Annotated in this window: 16 protein-coding genes; 13 read left to right on the top strand and 3 right to left on the bottom strand. The window is 53.6% G+C overall.

Annotation, left to right across the window (positions count from 1 at the left end):
* Window positions 1–45 precede the first annotated feature (45 nt).
* The 8 genes from arcA (at window position 46) to cydC (ending at window position 11,725) form a co-directional block, all read left to right on the top strand.
* A complete protein-coding gene (arcA, locus tag EVJ24_RS02815; RefSeq protein ID WP_131439644.1) occupies window positions 46–1,275 on the top strand; it encodes an arginine deiminase in 1,230 nt (409 codons plus the stop codon).
* A 16-nt stretch (window positions 1,276–1,291) separates the two neighbouring features.
* A complete protein-coding gene (gene argF, locus EVJ24_RS02810) occupies window positions 1,292–2,320 on the top strand; it encodes an ornithine carbamoyltransferase (protein ID WP_131439397.1) in 1,029 nt (342 codons plus the stop codon).
* Between the two features lie 53 nt (window positions 2,321–2,373).
* Window positions 2,374–3,849 carry an arginine-ornithine antiporter gene (arcD, locus tag EVJ24_RS02805; RefSeq protein WP_131439395.1) on the top strand — a complete coding sequence of 492 codons (1,476 nt, stop codon included), beginning with the start codon at window positions 2,374–2,376 and terminating at the stop codon, window positions 3,847–3,849.
* A gap of 15 nt (window positions 3,850–3,864) precedes the next feature.
* On the top strand, window positions 3,865–4,827 hold the full coding sequence (gene arcC, locus EVJ24_RS02800; protein ID WP_131439393.1) for a carbamate kinase: 963 nt from the start codon (window positions 3,865–3,867) through the stop codon (window positions 4,825–4,827).
* Between the two features lie 180 nt (window positions 4,828–5,007).
* Entirely contained in the window at window positions 5,008–7,350 is a 2,343-nt protein-coding gene (locus EVJ24_RS02795) for a glycoside hydrolase family 31 protein (protein WP_131439391.1), read from the top strand.
* Window positions 7,351–7,471: 121 nt separating this feature from the next.
* Complete coding sequence (locus tag EVJ24_RS02790) at window positions 7,472–8,161, top strand: Crp/Fnr family transcriptional regulator (RefSeq protein WP_131439389.1); 690 nt, start codon at window positions 7,472–7,474, stop codon at window positions 8,159–8,161.
* Between the two features lie 127 nt (window positions 8,162–8,288).
* The gene (gene cydD / locus EVJ24_RS02785; RefSeq protein ID WP_131439387.1) at window positions 8,289–10,013 is read left to right on the top strand and encodes a thiol reductant ABC exporter subunit CydD; all 1,725 of its coding nucleotides are present in this window, start codon (window positions 8,289–8,291) and stop codon (window positions 10,011–10,013) included.
* The gene (cydC, locus tag EVJ24_RS02780) at window positions 10,010–11,725 is read left to right on the top strand and encodes a thiol reductant ABC exporter subunit CydC (protein WP_131439385.1); all 1,716 of its coding nucleotides are present in this window, start codon (window positions 10,010–10,012) and stop codon (window positions 11,723–11,725) included. Before cydD ends, cydC begins: the two co-directional genes overlap by 4 nt.
* A gap of 261 nt (window positions 11,726–11,986) precedes the next feature.
* Here the strand turns inward: cydC and EVJ24_RS02775 are convergent, their stop codons facing one another.
* The 3 genes from EVJ24_RS02775 to EVJ24_RS02765 all read right to left on the bottom strand — a co-directional run bounded on the left by EVJ24_RS02775 (window position 11,987) and on the right by EVJ24_RS02765 (window position 14,140).
* Window positions 11,987–12,511, bottom strand: coding sequence for a hypothetical protein (locus EVJ24_RS02775; RefSeq protein ID WP_131439382.1), 525 nt, complete (start codon window positions 12,509–12,511; stop codon window positions 11,987–11,989).
* Window positions 12,512–12,659: 148 nt separating this feature from the next.
* A complete protein-coding gene (locus EVJ24_RS02770; protein ID WP_131439380.1) occupies window positions 12,660–13,727 on the bottom strand; it encodes a diguanylate cyclase in 1,068 nt (355 codons plus the stop codon).
* Window positions 13,728–13,804: 77 nt separating this feature from the next.
* On the bottom strand, window positions 13,805–14,140 hold the full coding sequence (locus EVJ24_RS02765) for a hypothetical protein (RefSeq protein ID WP_131439378.1): 336 nt from the start codon (window positions 14,138–14,140) through the stop codon (window positions 13,805–13,807).
* 88 nt (window positions 14,141–14,228) lie between these two features.
* Here EVJ24_RS02765 and EVJ24_RS02760 point away from each other — a divergent pair, with 88 nt between their 5' ends.
* From EVJ24_RS02760 to EVJ24_RS02740, 5 genes are all read left to right on the top strand, one after another.
* A complete protein-coding gene (locus tag EVJ24_RS02760; RefSeq protein WP_016510109.1) occupies window positions 14,229–14,408 on the top strand; it encodes a hypothetical protein in 180 nt (59 codons plus the stop codon).
* Between the two features lie 82 nt (window positions 14,409–14,490).
* Window positions 14,491–15,441 (top strand): peptide-methionine (S)-S-oxide reductase MsrA, encoded by a 951-nt coding sequence (msrA, locus tag EVJ24_RS02755; protein WP_131439376.1) that lies wholly within the window; start codon window positions 14,491–14,493, stop codon window positions 15,439–15,441.
* A 13-nt stretch (window positions 15,442–15,454) separates the two neighbouring features.
* Window positions 15,455–16,747, top strand: a complete 1,293-nt coding sequence (locus tag EVJ24_RS02750; protein ID WP_131439375.1) for a DUF2252 domain-containing protein — start codon at window positions 15,455–15,457, stop codon at window positions 16,745–16,747.
* A 70-nt stretch (window positions 16,748–16,817) separates the two neighbouring features.
* Window positions 16,818–17,090, top strand: a complete 273-nt coding sequence (locus EVJ24_RS02745; RefSeq protein ID WP_131439374.1) for a DUF5327 family protein — start codon at window positions 16,818–16,820, stop codon at window positions 17,088–17,090.
* A 107-nt stretch (window positions 17,091–17,197) separates the two neighbouring features.
* Window positions 17,198–17,563 (top strand): rhodanese-like domain-containing protein, encoded by a 366-nt coding sequence (locus EVJ24_RS02740; protein WP_131439373.1) that lies wholly within the window; start codon window positions 17,198–17,200, stop codon window positions 17,561–17,563.
* Window positions 17,564–17,582: the final 19 nt, after the last annotated feature.

Here is a 17,582-nt window from a genome sequence, read left to right as displayed (position 1 = left end):
GAGATGATATCGATGACGGATCAATTGACCGCACGGGATACGACGCTGAAACATCCGATTCACGTGTATTCAGAAATTGGTGAACTAAAGACTGTACTATTGAAGCGTCCAGGACGCGAACTTGAGAATTTGACGCCGGAGTATTTGGAACGACTCTTATTCGACGACATTCCACATTTGCCGGTCATTCAAAAAGAGCACGACTACTTTGCGAGCGTGCTGCAAAACCGGGGCGTCGAGGTGCTCTATTTAGAAAACTTGATGGCAGAGACGTTATCGCTGCCTGGCGTACGTGAACGATTCGTCGCCGACATTCTTTCGGAATCAAAATCAAATATTAACGGATCATACGAAACGCTCAAAGAGTATTTACTCGCTTATGATAACGAACAGTTGATCGAGACGGTCATGGCCGGCATCCGTAAAACCGAGATCAAGCGCGAAAAGCGCCGTCATCTGCACGAGATGATCGAGGACACGTATCCGTTCTTTCTCGACCCGATGCCGAACCTGTACTTTACGCGCGACCCGGCCGCGGCGATTGGGAACGGCTTGTCGATCAATCGCATGAAAGAACCGGCGCGTCGCCGCGAATCACTGTTCACACAATATATTATGAGATATCATCCGCGCTTTGCGAAGCACGACATCCCGATCTGGTCGGATCGTGATTACCGGTTCGCGATGGAAGGCGGGGACGAACTCGTCCTATCAAAAGAAGTCGTCGCCATCGGGATATCGGAACGGACGACCGCCCAAGGAATCGAGCGTGTCGCCCTCAACTTGCTCGCGAACGGAGGCACGTTCAAGAAAGTCATCGCCATCGAGATTCCGAAGTCGCGTGCGTTCATGCACCTTGATACCGTCTTCACGATGGTCGATCACGATAAGTTCACGATCCATCCGTTCATCCAAGGACCGGGCGGTAAGATGAACATCTTCGAACTGACGTTGAACGCAGAAGGTGAGCTACACATCACGCAACACAATGATTTGTTGAAAGTGTTGAAATCGGCTCTCGGTCTAGAGGAAATCGTGTTGATCCCATGTGGTGGTGGCGACCCAATCGCTGCGGCGCGCGAACAATGGAACGATGGGTCGAACACGCTCGCAATCGCCCCGGGTGTAGTCGTTACGTATGACCGGAACTACGTTTCGAACGAGCTGCTCCGTTCAGAAGGGGTCGAAGTCATCGAAATCATGTCGAGTGAGTTATCACGAGGCCGTGGAGGCCCACGTTGTATGAGTTGTCCGATTATCCGTGAAGATATTTAACGAGGAGGAGAAACACATGTCCACAACGTTCAACTTTGATTTGAAAGGTCGTCATTTCTTATCGCTTAACGAGTTTTCGCGGGACGAACTGAACTACTTGATCGACTTATCAGCAGCGTTCAAACGTCAAAAGAAACAAGGGATTCCCCACCGGATTTGTGAAGGCAAGAACGTGGCGCTCTTGTTTGAAAAACCGTCGACACGGACGCGCTGTGCGTTCACCGTTGCGGCAATTGACCTCGGTATGCATCCTGAATACCTCGGGAAATCGGATATTCAGTTCGGGAAAAAAGAATCGGTCCGTGATACGGCGATCGTGCTTGGACGCATGTTCGACGGCATCCAATTCCGTGGCTTCGCTCACGAAACGGTGGAAGGTCTTGCACGGGATGGCGGGGTCCCAGTTTGGAACGGTTTGACGGACTTGTATCATCCGACGCAAATTTTGGCCGACTTCTTGACCGTCAAAGAACAAAAAGGTGATTTGGAAGGCATTCGTTTCGTCTACGTTGGAGATGGACGCAACAATATGGGCAATACGCTGTTGATCGGTGGTGCGAAAGTCGGTATGGACATGCGAATCTGTGCACCGAAATCGCTCTGGCCGTCTGACGAGGTCGTCGATTACGCGCGTTCGGTCGCGGCTGAAACAGGGGCACGCATCACCTTGACGGAGAGTATCGACGAAGCTGTCGCTGATGCGGACGTCATCTATACCGATGTGTGGGTATCGATGGGCGAAGAAGCCGAGTTCGAAGAACGGATCAAGCTTCTTCATCCGTACCAAGTGAATATGGACATGGTCGAGAAGACCGGAAATAAAGATGTCATGTTTCTGCATTGCCTGCCGGCGTTCCACGATTTAGAGACCGAGGTCGGGCGAGCGATTCATGAACAATATGGACTGAAAGAGATGGAAGTGACCGACGAGGTGTTCCGCAGCCGCCATTCATACGTGTTCGATCAGGCGGAAAATCGGATGCACACGATCAAAGCCGTCATGGCGGCGACACTCACCGATACGTTTGAATGGCTCGAACGCTGACGAACGAGGAGGCATGTCCTCCTCATTCGTACTAAACGGAAGGGATGAGTTATATGTCTACTAAATTAGATCATGACTCAAGTGGTTCGGCTGGTGCAAGTCCTGGCAAAAAAGATCAACGGTTAGGTCTTGGTGCACTGACAGCCCTCGTCGTCGGTTCGATGATTGGAGGGGGCGCCTTCAACTTGGCGGCCGATTTGGCCCAAGGCGCGAACGCCGGAGCCATTTTGATCGGGTGGGTCATCACCGGTATCGGGATTATCACGCTCGGTCTCAGTTTTCAGAACTTGACGATGCGTCGCCCTGACCTAGACGGCGGGGTATACAGTTACGCTCGCGCCGGCTTTGGCCAGTTCGTCGGCTTCAACTCGGCGTGGGGCTATTGGTTATCCGCTTGGCTCGGTAACGTCGCCTACGCCACACTATTGTTCAGCTCGGTCGGTTACTTTTTCCCGATTTTTGAAGGTGGTCAAAACATCGCCTCGATTATCGGCGCCTCCATCATGCTCTGGCTCGTACACTCGTTGATTTTACGAGGTATCCACGAAGCATCGATGATCAACATCATCACGACGATTGCGAAACTCGTTCCGATTTTTGCCTTTATCACCATCACCTTGTTCTTCTTCAATATCGATAACTTCACGTTCGACTTTTGGGGCCAAGGCGGCTTCTCGTGGGGCAGTGTGAGAGACCAAGTCGTGTCGACGATGCTCGTCACGCTTTGGGTATTCATCGGTGTCGAAGGGGCGGTCGTCTTGTCGGGCCGGGCCCGTAAGCGCTCGGACGTCGGGAAAGCGACCGTCATCGGCTTACTCGGCACGCTCGTTATTTACTTGCTCATCTCGATCATGTCACTCGGATTGCTGAACCCTGAGAGCGTGGCGAACGCTTCGCAACCGGCGATGGCGTACTTGCTCGAATCGGCTGTCGGACCGTGGGGCGCGATGCTGATCAACGGGGGCCTCGTCATCTCGGTACTCGGTGCTTGGCTTGGATGGACGTTGCTTGCGGCGGAAATTCCATTTGTCGCCGGTAAAGACGGTGTCTTCCCGAAATGGTTCACGAAAGAGAATAAAAATAACGCACCGGCCAATGCACTCTGGCTCACAAACGGGTTGATTCAGTTGTTCCTCTTCACCTTCCTGTTCTCAGACGCTGCTTATAACTTTGCGTTCTCACTCGCTTCGAGTGCCATCTTGATCCCGTATGCGTTCTCGGCGTTCTACCAAGTCAAAGTCGCCAAAAACGGGATTGGCTATGATGCCGGGGAACGTCGGACGCGTGACCTTATTATCGGTGCGGTCGCCTCGATTTACGGGATCTGGTTGATCTATGCGGCCGGGATCGATTATTTGCTGCTCACGACACTTCTGTATGCACCAGGGACGCTGCTCTATATTAAAGCGCAGCGTGAGAATGGAATTAAGACGTTGACGAAAACCGAATGGATCGTGGCTGGTATCTTGACCGGACTCGCGATCTTGGCAGTCGTACGGATTGTATCAGGCAACATCTCAGTCATATGATCGGGGGAATCGAGCATGCGTAACAAACGAGTGGTCATCGCCTTAGGCGGGAATGCGATTCAACAAGGAAAAGATGCGACGGCGGGCGCTCAAATTCGGGCCGTCGAGGCAACGGCTCAGTCGTTGGTCGCCCTCATCGAAGAAGGCGTCGACGTCATCATCACGCACGGGAACGGTCCGCAAGTCGGAAACTTGATTTTGCAACAGGCGGCCGCGGACAGTGCGGCGACGCCGGCGATGCCGCTCGACGTCTGTGGAGCGATGACGCAAGGGATGATCGGGTATTGGTTCGAGAACGCCCTCACGAAGGCGCTTCGGTCGCGCGGCCTCGAACGTTCCGTCGCCCCAATCGTGACGCGGTGTGTCGTCGATCCGAACGACAGTGCCTTCAGTCACCCGACGAAGCCGATCGGTCCCTTCTATTCAGAAGCGGAAGCGTCGGCGCTCGAACGGTCGACAGGTCATGTATTCAAAGAAGATGCGGGCCGCGGTTATCGCCGCGTCGTACCAAGTCCGTACCCGACAGCGATTTGTGAGCATACGGTCATCCGTGATCTCGTCGACAACGGCCACATCGTCGTCGCGTCCGGCGGCGGCGGGATTCCCGTCATCGACACGCCAGACGGATACGTCGGGGTCGAGGCGGTCATCGATAAAGACTTTGCCGCCGCGAAGCTCGCGGAACTCGTCGAAGCGGACATGTTGCTCATCTTGACGGCCGTCGAGCACGTCTACGTCAATTTCGGGACGACCGAGGAAGCCGCGCTAACCGAAACGACAAACGAGCAACTCGAGACGTATATCGCCGAAGGTCAGTTCGCACCGGGCAGCATGTTACCGAAAGTTCGGGCCGCCTTGCAGTTTGCCGAGTCGGGAACGGGCCGCGTATCCGTCATCACGTCGCTCGAGCAGGCGCACGCTGCTGTCCGAGGAGACGTCGGGACGAGAGTCCGGCTCGCCGCGACGCTCCAACAATGATCAACGCCGTAGACATCTCGTCTACGGTTTTTTTGTGCATAACGCGGACCGGCCGTTTTTGAACCGCGAACAAGGGGAAGGGTTGTTGTATGTCAAACCTGACATTGCTATCATCATCTGTGTAAACGGTTGCACTAATATGGGGGAAGGATGTGACGAAGAGCGGTAACGCTCGAACTTATGCGTCTATTTGAACAGGAGAACGTATACACACAGCAAATGAAGCCACTTGCAGATGAACGTGCCGTCGTCCAAGGGAGCTGCTATCGCTTCACGGTATTGACGAGCCAGTTGATCCGGATGGAGTACGCCGAGGACGGTGTGTTCGAAGACCGACCGACCCAAGTCGTTTGGAACCGGGACTTTAACGTCCCTGACTTCCGGATCATCGAGGACGAGAGTGAACTGCAAATCATCACCGATCACGTTCATCTGTATTATACGAAAGGACCGTTCGCGCCGAACACGCTCTACGTCGACGTGAAAGGGAACTTTAGTACGTACTATAGCCGCTACACGTTCAACGGCCCGGAACGGACGCTGAAAGGGACGGCCCGAACGCTCGATCATGTCGATGGGGCGACCGAGCTCGGGGAGGGGATCGTCTCCAAGCAAGGTTACGCCGTCATCGATGATTCGGACTCATTTCTCATGACAGATGACCGCTTCGTTGAGCCGAGACGAAAAGGCATCCATGATTTGTACTATTTCGGCTACGGGCACGAATACAAGCAAGCGCTTCACGATTTTTATAAGCTGACAGGTCCGACACCGATGTTGCCGCGAAAAGCACTCGGTAACTGGTGGAGCCGCTACTGGCGCTATGACGAGACCGAGTACAAAGGCCTCATGCGTCGGTTTAAAGAGGAAGACATCCCGTTCTCGGTCAGCGTCATCGATATGGACTGGCACGTCACCGACGTCCCTGAAGAGTACGGGAGCGGCTGGACCGGCTACTCATGGAACAAGAATCTGTTCCCGGACCCAAAAGGCTTCTTGACGTGGTTGAAAGAAGAGAACCTGCTCGTCACGCTGAACTTGCACCCAGCCGACGGGGTCCGGGCGTTCGAGGACCAATACGTGGCGATGGCCGAAGCGATGGGGCTCGACCCATCGAATGGGGATCGCATCCCGTTCGATTTCTCTGATAAACGTTTCATCCAAGCGTATTTTGAACAGATGCATCATCCGCACGAGGCAGACGGCGTCGATTTTTGGTGGATCGACTGGCAGCAAGGGTCGACATCGAAAATGGAAGGGCTCGACCCGATGTGGATGTTGAACCATTATCATGCGGCCGATATTTCCCGGGACGGAAATCGTCCGCTGATCTTCTCGCGTTATGCCGGACCGGGCAGCCATCGTTACCCTGTCGGTTTCTCGGGAGATACGCTCATCTCTTGGGCATCGCTTGCGTTTCAGCCTTACTTCACGGCGACGGCGTCGAATATCGGTTACGGTTGGTGGAGCCACGACATCGGCGGGCATTACCGAGGGTCGAAAGACGATGAGCTCGCCGCGCGCTGGGTCGCGTTCGGGGTGTTCAGCCCAATCATGCGCTTGCATTCGACGTTCAGTATCTTTAACGGCAAAGAGCCGTGGCGCTTCGGTCTCGAGTCCGAACGGTCGATGAAGTCGTTTTTACGAATCCGCCACCAACTCATCCCGTATTTGTACACGATGAACCGGCGTAATCATCAGGATGCGCTCCCGCTCATCCTCCCGATGTATTACGACCATCCCGACGAAGAAGGGGCGTATAGCGTGCCGAATGAATACTACTTCGGCAGTGAACTCGTCGTATCGCCGATCGTCGAGCCGATGAACAAGCGGCTTCACGTCGCGGCGACGAACGTCTGGTTGCCTACAGGCGATTGGTTCGACTTCTTTACGGGTCATCGCTACGAAGGTGATAAGTCGATCCGAGTTTTCCGTGCGCTTGACGAACAGGCCGTATTCGCGAAAGCTGGAGCGATCGTCCCGCTGGCCGCTCATCGCTCTGGACGCAACGACACCGACAACCCGACCGATCTCGAAGTCGTCGTCTTCCCAGGGGCATCGAACACGTTCACGCTGTATGAGGATAACGGGACCGACCGGGCTTATGAGACCGGGGCTTACGCCGAGACGACGTTCACCCTCGACTGGGACGAGCGTAGCCTGCACGTTCATGTCACGGGCGACACGTCCGTCTTACCGTCAGACCGGACTGTCACATTACTCATACGCGGGGTGACCGGTTCGGGCGAGTATAAACCGGAGACGCAGACGTTACGACTCGAACTCGGTAAAATTGATGAGGAAGTGACGGTGCCGCTCCCTGTCGAGGTGACAAACAACGGTCATCGACTGGAGCGCTTATATCGCTTCATTGACCGCGCCGAGATATCTTACGATTTGAAAGACCGCCTCTACCGGATGGCGGCGTCGAAGACGAGACTCGAAGCGTGGCTGTTTGATCTGCATGCGCTCGAACTCGAACGCGATTTGCAAGATGCGATCATGGAATTGATGCTCGACTGAGGAGAGGGGGCAACCCCTCTTTTGTCTTGTCAGAAAACTGTCGGAATTTGAAAGCGTTTTCACAAGTTGAGTCTCGTATACTAAAAGAAAGATGAACAGTTCGGGAAGCGAGGGATTGATCATGAGACAGCAATGGACAGTCGACGATTTAAGACAACTCGATATCTTCAATAAATGCACGAGCCGCGAGCTAGAGAGCTTGCTACCGCACGTATACTGTCGGACGTACCGAAAAGGGCAGCTTTTATTCATGGAAGGCGACCCGCGTGAGCGCGTCTACTTTTTAATCAACGGGTATGTGAAATTCGAGCGGTGCAATGAAACGGCGACCCATCAATACACCGACTACTTGAAGCCGAAGCAGCTGTTTCCGTACAGGGGACTGTTGTCGGAAACATATTACCAACATTCTGCGGAAGCGCTGACCGATATTGAAGTCATTTATATGCCGACGGATCGCTTTGAAGCGCTCGTCTCAAGGAATGCGACGATGCTCTTGCACATCGTCGGTCAGATGAATCGAATCCTTGACCTTCATGAACGCCGTGTTCAGGAAATCATCACGCCGAGTGCGAGCGACCGGGTGATCAATACAATCCATTACTTGATTGAAGACCTCGGAGAAAAAGAAGCCGACGGTGTGCGCGTACGTTGTCCGTTCACGACAGTTGAAATCTCGAGACTGTCGGGGACATCGCGCGAGACCGTGTCCCACATCTTGTCGCGGCTGCGAAAAGAAGACATCCTCCAGTTCGACGCTCACCAACTCGTGACGTTACACCCTGAGTATTTCGAACAAGCGACACACTGACGCCACGCTGCATTCGTGGCGTTTTTTTGCACGTCTCGATAAGCGAAGCGTTCGCTATGGACCCTTACATCAGTTATAATTAGTGAGAATCATCACAAAGAAAAATTGTCATGCACGTTTAGAAAGGATGAACGCAGTGAAACGACTGCAAGCTCTCGCTTTGGCCGAGAAAGGACATATCGTCGGGCTCGTCATCGCCGCGGTGATGATTGGGTTGTCCATCTTGGCTCAGGCTTATTTGATCGTCGACGTCGTCGACCGAGTATTTTTAAAAAACGAATCGTTCCAAAGTGTCATCCCGTCTCTAGGTTGGCTCGTGATCGCGTTGCTCGCACGTGCCTTGTTCGGGTATGTCTCGGGACGTATCGGTGCCAACTTGTCGGAGCGGGCGAAGCGGACGCTTCGACGTCAACTGCTCGACCGCTACACATCGAATCCAATCGAGACGTCTCTATCCGGACAGTCCGGGAAGAAAGTCAGTGTCTATATGGATGCGGTCGATGAGGTCGATGCTTACTTTAGCCAGTACTGGCCCCAAGTCATCCAGACGTCGATCATCCCGCTGCTCATTCTCGTCGTCGTCTTCAGTCAGCACTGGATCTCAGGTGTCATCATGATGGTGACCGCGCCGTTCATTCCAATCTTTTTCATCATCATCGGTATCGCGACCCAGAAGAAGTCTGAAGAGCAGATGGAGAAAATGAACCAGTTCTCGGGGAAATTTTTAGACGTCCTTCAAGGATTGACGACACTCAAGCTATACGGACGTGCCGAGCAAGAAGCGCAAGCGATCGAGAAGAGCAGTCTCGACTTCCGGGATGCGACGATGGTCGTCTTAAAGACCGCTTTCTTGTCAGGGCTCATGCTCGAGTTCATCTCGATGCTCAGCACCGGCGTCGTCGCTTTAGAAGTGGCGCTCCAGATGGTCGTTTGGCAAAACTTGACGTTTTTCGCCGGCTTCTTGATTCTTGTCTTGGCCCCGGAATACTATTTAGCGATCAAAGACCTCGGCAGCGCCTTCCATACGGGGCGTGGCAGCATGGGTGCAGCCGATCGCATCTTCGAGGCGCTCGACGCCCCGGACGATCGTATCGAATGGGGAGACAGACCGCTAACAAACCGGACGCCCGAACTCGTGCTCGATGCGGTCTCGTTCCAATATGAAGGGGGTCGCTTCACGCTCCACCCGCTGAGCGGGGTAATCCCGGCACGGTCACACGTCGCCTTGGTCGGCGCGAGCGGATCAGGCAAGACGACCGTGTTGAACGTGCTGTCCGGTCTTGTGAAACCGGATAGCGGCCGCGTCCTCGTCGACGGGGAGCCGCTCGAATCGTTCACCGATACGTCTTGGTACGGGACAATCGGGTATATTTCGCAAAACCCGTATTTGTTCGCCGGCAGTCTCGCCGCTAATATCGCCCTCGGTGAGACGGCGGACGAGACTGACATCATGCGGGCGGCTGAAGCCGCAGGCCTCGTCGAGGTCATCGCCAATTTGCCGGACGGGTTGAATACCGAGCTCGGAGAAGGCGGTTACGGATTGTCCGGTGGTGAGCGGCAACGCCTCGCCCTGGCCCGTGCCTTCTTGAAGCGTCCAGGTATCATCTTGTTCGATGAACCGACGACCGGTCTCGATTTGGTGACCGAAAGAATCGTTCGGCGCTCGATCGAGGAGTTGTCGCGTGACGCGACGCTTGTCACGGTCGCGCACCGTCTCCATACGATCAAGCAAGCGGACGCGATTTGGTTCATGGACGAGGGGAACCTCGTCGCGAACGGCACACATGAGCAGTTGCTCGCTGTCCCGGCCTACGCCGACTTGTTCACGTTACAGAAAGGGGTGAGAGGATGAACTCACTTTGGACGATCACAAAATGGATGATGAAAGAGAAAAAGGATATTATCCTCTCGATCTTCTTCGGTTATACGGCAGGCCTCGCGGCTGTCGCCTTGTTCGCGGCGAGTGGATATCTCGTGTCGCGTGCCGGCCTCGTGCCGCCCCTCTATGCGCTCATGGTGCCGGTCGTCCTGATCAAGCTGTTCGGCGTCATTCGGGCGGGGAGCCGCTACCGCGAACGCTTGGCGTCACACCGGGCGACGTTCACGATTTTAAGCGAACTGCGCGTCCGGTTTTATCGCCAGCTCGAACCGCTCGTGCCGAACATCTTCGCCAAATACCGGAGCGGGGACTTGCTCGCCCGTGTCGTCGGAGACGTCGAAAGCCTTCAAAACTACTTTTTGCGGGTGTTTTATCCGCCAATCATCTTAGTGCTCGTCTTCTTGAGCACAATCTTCTTCGTCACGTTCTTCTCGATGACGGTCAGCCTTTGGCTCGTGTTCGGGGTGTTCGTGACCGGCTTTTTGATTCCGATCTTGTTTGCCGGCATCCGAGCGAAGCATGACCAGGAAATTCGGGCCTTGCGCGGCGATTTGTCGAGCGGGGTGACTGAGATGATGTACGGGTACCGCGATTTATTGCTGCACGACCAGCTCGGCAAGACCCGTGACGACTTGCTCGCTCGAAGCGATCGTTACGCCGCCGCACAGCGCCAAGACGTGACGAACCAGTTCTTCAATTCGTCGCTCGTCGTCGCCGCGTCACTGCTCGTGTCGTGGGGCGTGCTCGCGATCGGTGCCTACCTTGTCGTCGATGGCGAACTGGACGGCCTGTTCTTGGCCATGCTCGTCATGATGTCATTGACCGCGTTTGAGAACGTGACACCGATGGCGGTCTTCCCAGGTCACTACGCCGATAGTAAACAAGCGGCAAACCGCTTACTTGAGGTCGTCGAACCAAGTGATCACCTCGTGGCGGCAGAAGCGGCACGTGACGACATAGCGCTTCAGACGGCGCCTGACATTTCGTTTGAACGTGTAAGTTACCGCTATCCGGATACGTTCCGTGCCGTCCTAGACACAGTTGATGTGACGTTACCGCGCGGATCGAAGACCGTGATCGTCGGCCCGAGCGGGTCTGGCAAGTCGACGCTCCTGCAACTGTTGCTCGCGTTTGTAAGGCCAGAGACAGGCGAAGTACGAATCGACGGTCAGCTCTTGAATGAGGTCACACAAACATCGGTCTGGTCTCAAGCGAGTGTCGTCATGCAAGAGAACCACTTCTTTTTCGGTACCGTCCGAGACAACTTGGCCCTTGCCGGAGACTTCTCCGATGACGAGATGGAGCTGGCGCTGCGAAGCGTCCGCCTCGGTTTCGCACTCGATGAGCCAATGCTCGAGAAAGGGGCGAACTTGTCAGGAGGGGAACGGCAACGGCTCGCCATCGCCCGGGCGTTGTTGAAGAACGGGTTGCTCTGGATTTTAGATGAAGCGACGTCGGCGTTAGACGCGCGCACCGAATCCGATGTGTTCGCTGAAATTTTCCGGAAGGCGGACGAGGCGACACTCGTCATGGTCAGCCATCGTCTGACCGGGCTCGAACGCTTCGACCAAATCATCGTCATGGAAGCAGGTCGCATCATCGAGTCAGGGTCATACGACGACTTGATGCGCGCCCGCGGCATGTTTTATGAGTTGAAACAAATCGAACAAGATGTGTTCGCCTGAACGAAAAAAACGAGCGGCTCCGTCGGAGAGCCGCTCGTTTTTATATGGCAAATCTGGGTGCAACAAATGGGGGTTGTCGCAATGCTTTCAAAAAGAGTGTCGTGGAGGGGAATCCACGGGCCGTAACAAGTTTGGGGAACGGTTACGTCCAGCTGTGGCAGCTACAACTTGAGTATAAGTGATAACGATTCTCATTGTCAATTAGAAAAATAAAAATAAACCGCAGACGGGATGTCTGCGGTCGAGGGCACACGAGTCGAGTCAGTTTGACGGGACGCCTTTACTGAGTGTAAAGCGGATCAAGCTGAACAAATAACGGATGTAGAACAAGGCGAACGCGTAAAATACAGCGACTGCCGGTGCGTTCAGTTCGACGCCCGGGATGTTCATAAGAAACTCCAAGATGAGAATCGATAGCAAAAAGACGTAGAGTCCAGCATCGAGATAGAGCGGCATCAGTTTGCCGCGTTGATGCCAAAACGTTCGAACGAGCGGAGCGACGATCATCCCGGTGATGCGCTCGGCGAAGCCGATGCTAAGCACGGCGATCATAAAGGCGGCTACCGTCTCGAACGTCACAAGTTTTGAGAAGGCAAACATGGACATAAGCAAGAGCGGCCCGATGAAAATCATCATCGAAAGGGACGTGCGTAAAAAGATGAGTAGGTTCTGTTTGATTGTGTCGACTCCCCCAAAGAGCGACTGTCGGAACGTCTTGCCACGTTGATAGTCGAGGACGAACGATCCCACGAACATCAATCCGAATAGCGATAACAATACTGTCATGAAATGTGTTTCCCCTTTTTCTAGTCAAATCTATGATTAATGATAGTTAGTCTAATCAAAGTCTAGCCTAGTGTACCGATTCGCTAATTGAAAGTAAAGCGGGAAAACTGTCAAAGTCAGTAAAGTTTTGAGAGCGTTATCGGCTTCATCAAGCCAAAATGAAACGGTTTCGTCCAGATTCTTTTGCGTGGTATAACGCTTCGTCGGCATGCTTCAAAACGCTATCGACTTCGATATCGTTCGAATGGCAGGCCCCGAGCGAGACCGTGATGTGAAGCGTGCCTGCACTCGTCTCGAATGGGAACGTCGAGACTTTTCCTCGTATAGATTCGGCGAGACGGGTCACTTCGTCCTTTTTGGCGTTCGGCATGATGATCAGAAATTCTTCACCACCGAAGCGACCGACGAGATGTCGGTCGTCACTTTCGGTGACGAGCAACATGCCGAGCTCGCGTAGTACGTCGTCCCCGACATCATGACCGTACGTATCGTTGACGCGTTTGAAGTGATCGATATCGACGAGGATGAGGGCGTACGTTTCCGACTCGACAGTCAAGTTGGCCATCGCCTCATTCAACAGACGGCGGTTGGCGATGCCGGTCAAAGCGTCGGTACGGGCCAGTTGCTGCTGATGTTGAACGTTCTCAAAGTGACGTCTCAGCTCTTGGAGCAAGCGATAAGCGGCACAAGCCCCGGCGTAGATCATAACGATATAGACGAATAAAATGGGATAGAACAGCTCGAGCGGGAGGGCATAGTAGAGCGCCGACCCGAACGCGGCGGCGCTGATCGTCGTAAAGACAAGGAGCGTGTTACGGGTGTTGTCGAGCTTGAGCCTCAACAGACTCGTCGGCAAGACGAGTGCGACCATCGTCGCGATAGCTAAGTAAAATCCGACGTATTCGCCATCCGTTATCATGAAAAAACGACCGATGAGAAACAATATACCGGCGACGACACCGCTCACCCAACCGCCGAACAAAACGGCGAGCATAATCGGGATGGCACGAAGGTCGATCAATATTTTTTCGAGATGAAGCGCGTTCGCGAGCAAAATCAAGGCGATGAGACCGCTCTGGATACCGAGCAGGATACGCAACTTTAACGGTGACTGCGGCGTAATTCGAGGCCGGTTACGAAACGGCAAGAACGAGATGGTGAACAGGGTGAACAGAATACAAAGGTTGATGAAAAAAGAGTTGATGATGGTTAGCATACACGTGTCCCCTTGTGCGAGATAGAAATCATTAATTCAAGTATGATAACTTTGGATTGCGATGAATCGTCAAACTGTTACCATTCACGCCATTCCTCTGTGACGTCTTCATCGGTTTCATACCCGGCGATGGCTGCACCGGCTCGGATGAAGTCGTACAGTTCCTCACGCTCGAGCGTCTCGATAAAATGGTCGTGCTCTTCGTTGAGGCCGTTCAAACGCAGGACGACATCGCGGACTGCCGATAGGATCGAGGATTCTGTGCCGTCGGAATGCACCAACGCGCTCGTATAACGCCTGAGCGCGGCGTCGACAGCGAGGATCGCTGACAGCGTATAGACGTCGTCGCCTTCGTTCAGCCGGTCTTCCCACAACAAAGTCGGGCGGTTCGCCCACAACTGGTCAAAATCCATGGATGGGTCCTCCTTCTGGCCGTGATTGTATCTTCCTCTCTATAATAACAAAAAAGTTTGGTATGATAGATGAAAAGGGGGACTGTCCGTGCGTTATTGGGATCATTTTAAACGAGCGTTCATTCCGATTGCGCTCATCTTAATCGGTTTAGCCATCTTTTATACATTATCGGCACGAAACAACCTGGTGTTGACCATACTCGGGGCAGCGATCGTCGGTGTGATTTTATTTTTAGTGATGCGCCATATGAACCGGGTCGAAGACTGAAGACGAGAACACGTTTGGGGTTCTCGTTTTTTGTTGTCGGCGTGCTTTTTTGGGTACACTACATAGTAAGGAGGGATTCATTATGGCAAAAGCTACATTTGCGGGAGGCTGTTTTTGGTGCATGGTCAAACCGTTTCATAAATACGAAGGTGTCGAACGAGTCGTGTCCGGTTACACAGGCGGACACGTCGACAATCCGACATACCAACAAGTCTGTTCGGAGACGACGGGTCATCTAGAGGCGATCGAGGTGACGTTCGACCCGGAGGTCATCTCATACGAGGAGCTGCTTCGGATCTACTGGCGACAAATCGATCCGACAGACGGGGGCGGACAGTTCAACGACCGCGGCGAATCGTATCGACCGGCCATCTTCTATCATTCAGAAGAACAACGGGAGACGGCCGAGCGCTCGAAGCAAGAAGTCGAGAATTCGGGACGGTTCGAACGTCCGATCGAAGTCGAGATCCGTCCGGCCAAGACGTTTTGGGAAGCCGAGGACTATCATCAAGACTACTATAAGAAAAATCCGTTCCGCTACGAGATGTACCGGGTCGGCTCGGGTCGCGCCAAGTTTGTGAAAGAGGCGTGGAGCGATAAGAAACAAAAACAGGAACTGAAAGACCGTCTGACACCGATGCAGTTCAAAGTCACGCAAGAGAACGGGACCGAACCGCCGTTTCAAAACGAGTATTGGGATGAAGAACGGGAAGGGTTGTACGTCGATGTGATCGATGGTACGCCGCTATTCACTTCTCGCGACAAGTTCCAGTCGAACTGTGGCTGGCCAAGCTTCGCGCGGCCGATCGAAGAGAAGCGGCTCGATGTGAACATGGACACGACGCACCACATGGTCCGGACGGAAGTACGCTCGAAGCATGCCGACAGTCACCTCGGTCATCTATTTGACGATGGTCCGAAAGAACTCGGCGGCTTACGCTACTGTATCAATTCGGCTTCGCTCCGATTCATCCCGAAAGAAGAGCTCGAGTCTGCGGGATACGGGGAATACAAACATCTATTCGACGCATGAAGGGGAGACAGCCATGTTCACATCCGTCAAACAACAAATTCGCCGTGATACGATTGCGACGGTTCTAGATTATTACGATCATTCGATCCGGAACCTAACCGAAACGGCGCGACGTGAAAAGTACGACAAGATGAGTACGAGTCCGTTCTCGTTCTTTCGCGGAAGCTCGCATTTGTTCTATTACGATTTTGCGAAAGTACCGCTTGCTTTCGACACGAGCGAGGCCTATCCGACGTTCATTCAAGGGGATCTTCACTTTGAAAACTTTGGGGTGTTCGGAGACGGGGCTGGGACGATCATTTATGATGTGAACGACTTTGATGAGGCGTACCTCGGTTCGTATTTGTTCGATGTGCTCAGAATGGCCATTTCTGTCGACTTGTTCGCCGCAGAATCGGGCTTCGATTCCAACGAAGCGATTGAAGTATACGCCGAGACGTATGCGCTCGCCATCAGACGGTATGCGAAAGGGAAAGACGAAGACGTGCAGTTCACGAAAGCGAATACGTCTAAAGCCATCAAAAAAGTGATCAAGAAGGCAGAGAAGAAGCAAGACGCGTTCATGTCGGAACGGACCGAGGTCCGGGACGAAGAACGTTACTTCGCGACGAGCGATGACTTAATACCGGTCAGCGAGAAGACGGCGACGAAAATCAAACAGGCTTGGCCTGAGTATTTGAACTCGTTGTCGGGAGAGTACCGCCATCACGCCGATCATTACGACATCAAAGACATCGCCATTAAACGCGAGAGCGGTACGGCCTCGATCGGGCTCGAACGTTACTATATCTTGATCGAAGGGGCCGACGAGGAACATGACGAGGACGTCATCTTAGAGATGAAGCAAGCGCAATCGGCCGTCCCGTCCTTGTTTTTGCCGACCCATCCGTTGTTCGAGGACGGCCTGTCCCATGAAGGTGCGCGGGTCATCGCTGCCCAACGTGCCATGGTGCATAGCCAAGACCCGTATCTCGGTTACTTCACGATCGATGGCAACGAGTATTATGTGCGGCAACGTTCACCCTACAAACGGAAAGTGAAAGCGAAGCACATCAAGAATGAATCGTCGCTGATCGAAACGTTAAAAGTCCAAGCCGAGATCACGGCGAAAATCCATGCCCGGGCCGATGCGGACGCGAACGTTCTCGAGTATGAGGCGAGCGAACAGATTGCGGAAGCCATCGGGGACGCGTTGCCGTTGTTCGTGCGTCAAATCTCACGCTGGGCTCGTTTTTATGCCAATCAAGTCCGTTTCGATTTCGAGGCGTTCCATTCATGGGTCGAGACACGGTCTGAATCCGACTGAGCCGAGCAAGACTCTTGCGGCGAGGGACAGGTTTGTTTCAAAATGAGAGGGAAAAGGATGTGTTCGACCTATGATCACTGAGCAACAAGTCATCGCGCAAATGAAACACGTGATGAGTCAAATCGAACAGTCGAGTGGAGAGACGCAAAAGCGCCATCTGGCCAAGTTGATGGGTTACTGTGAGCTCATGTTGGCGGAGACGACACCCGCCGCACCGGTCGCGCAGGCACCTGTCGTCTCGGCGGAGCCGAAGCAACCGTTAGACCGGCAAATGGCCGCATTCCTCGGCATCCCTCTAGAGGATGAAGACGAACCTAAAACCGATTCGCTGCTCGATTTCTAAGCTGTGCCCTTGTGGCATGGCTTTTTTTATGAAGCGTCCACGTTGACTTATATACCGTAGGGGGTATAATGAAGATACTAAAACTTTTAAACAACGGAGGCGTGCCCATGCTTGATTTTTTGTTTGTCGCAGTGGTGATTGGATTGATTTATTTTTGGTGGACGAAGCGAAACAGCACGAAAACAGTATCGACGGACGAGTTGAAGCGAAAGATTGCGGAAGAGCGTAACATTCAACTACTCGATGTGCGGGAGCCGCACGAATATAAAGGCGGGCACATTAAACAAGCGAAAAACGTACCGCTCTCAGGGTTCGGTAACGCGGTAGCACAATATCCGAAAGACAAAGAACGTCCCGTTTACGTCATCTGTCAAAGCGGGATGCGGAGCCAGCGGGCAGCGGCGATGCTGAAGAGTGCGGGCTATACAGACGTCTACTCGGTCAAAGGCGGCATGAGCTTCTGGCGTGGCTAAGCAACAACCGGTTGAACGA

The sequence above is a fragment of the Exiguobacterium sp. SH1S21 genome (assembly GCF_004337175.1).
GTDB lineage: Bacteria > Bacillota > Bacilli > Exiguobacteriales > Exiguobacteriaceae > Exiguobacterium > Exiguobacterium aurantiacum_A.
Note: the sequence above shows the minus strand (reverse complement) of the source record. Positions and strands in the feature narration are given on the sequence as shown.

Bases quoted from the DNA above. Each gene is read 5' to 3' on its own strand.
- argF (WP_131439397.1), top strand. From the start codon at position 1,292: ATGTCCACAACGTTCAACTTTGATTTGAAAGGTCGTCATTTCTTATCG.
- arcD (WP_131439395.1), top strand. From the start codon at position 2,374: ATGTCTACTAAATTAGATCATGACTCAAGTGGTTCGGCTGGTGCAAGT.
- arcC (WP_131439393.1), top strand. From the start codon at position 3,865: ATGCGTAACAAACGAGTGGTCATCGCCTTAGGCGGGAATGCGATTCAA.
- EVJ24_RS02795 (WP_131439391.1), top strand. From the start codon at position 5,008: ATGCGTCTATTTGAACAGGAGAACGTATACACACAGCAAATGAAGCCA.
- EVJ24_RS02790 (WP_131439389.1), top strand. From the start codon at position 7,472: ATGAGACAGCAATGGACAGTCGACGATTTAAGACAACTCGATATCTTC.
- cydD (WP_131439387.1), top strand. From the start codon at position 8,289: ATGAACGCAGTGAAACGACTGCAAGCTCTCGCTTTGGCCGAGAAAGGA.
- cydC (WP_131439385.1), top strand. From the start codon at position 10,010: ATGAACTCACTTTGGACGATCACAAAATGGATGATGAAAGAGAAAAAG.
- EVJ24_RS02775 (WP_131439382.1), bottom strand. From the start codon at position 12,511: ATGACAGTATTGTTATCGCTATTCGGATTGATGTTCGTGGGATCGTTC.
- EVJ24_RS02770 (WP_131439380.1), bottom strand. From the start codon at position 13,727: ATGCTAACCATCATCAACTCTTTTTTCATCAACCTTTGTATTCTGTTC.
- EVJ24_RS02765 (WP_131439378.1), bottom strand. From the start codon at position 14,140: ATGGATTTTGACCAGTTGTGGGCGAACCGCCCGACTTTGTTGTGGGAA.
- msrA (WP_131439376.1), top strand. From the start codon at position 14,491: ATGGCAAAAGCTACATTTGCGGGAGGCTGTTTTTGGTGCATGGTCAAA.
- EVJ24_RS02750 (WP_131439375.1), top strand. From the start codon at position 15,455: ATGTTCACATCCGTCAAACAACAAATTCGCCGTGATACGATTGCGACG.
- EVJ24_RS02745 (WP_131439374.1), top strand. From the start codon at position 16,818: ATGATCACTGAGCAACAAGTCATCGCGCAAATGAAACACGTGATGAGT.
- EVJ24_RS02740 (WP_131439373.1), top strand. From the start codon at position 17,198: ATGCTTGATTTTTTGTTTGTCGCAGTGGTGATTGGATTGATTTATTTT.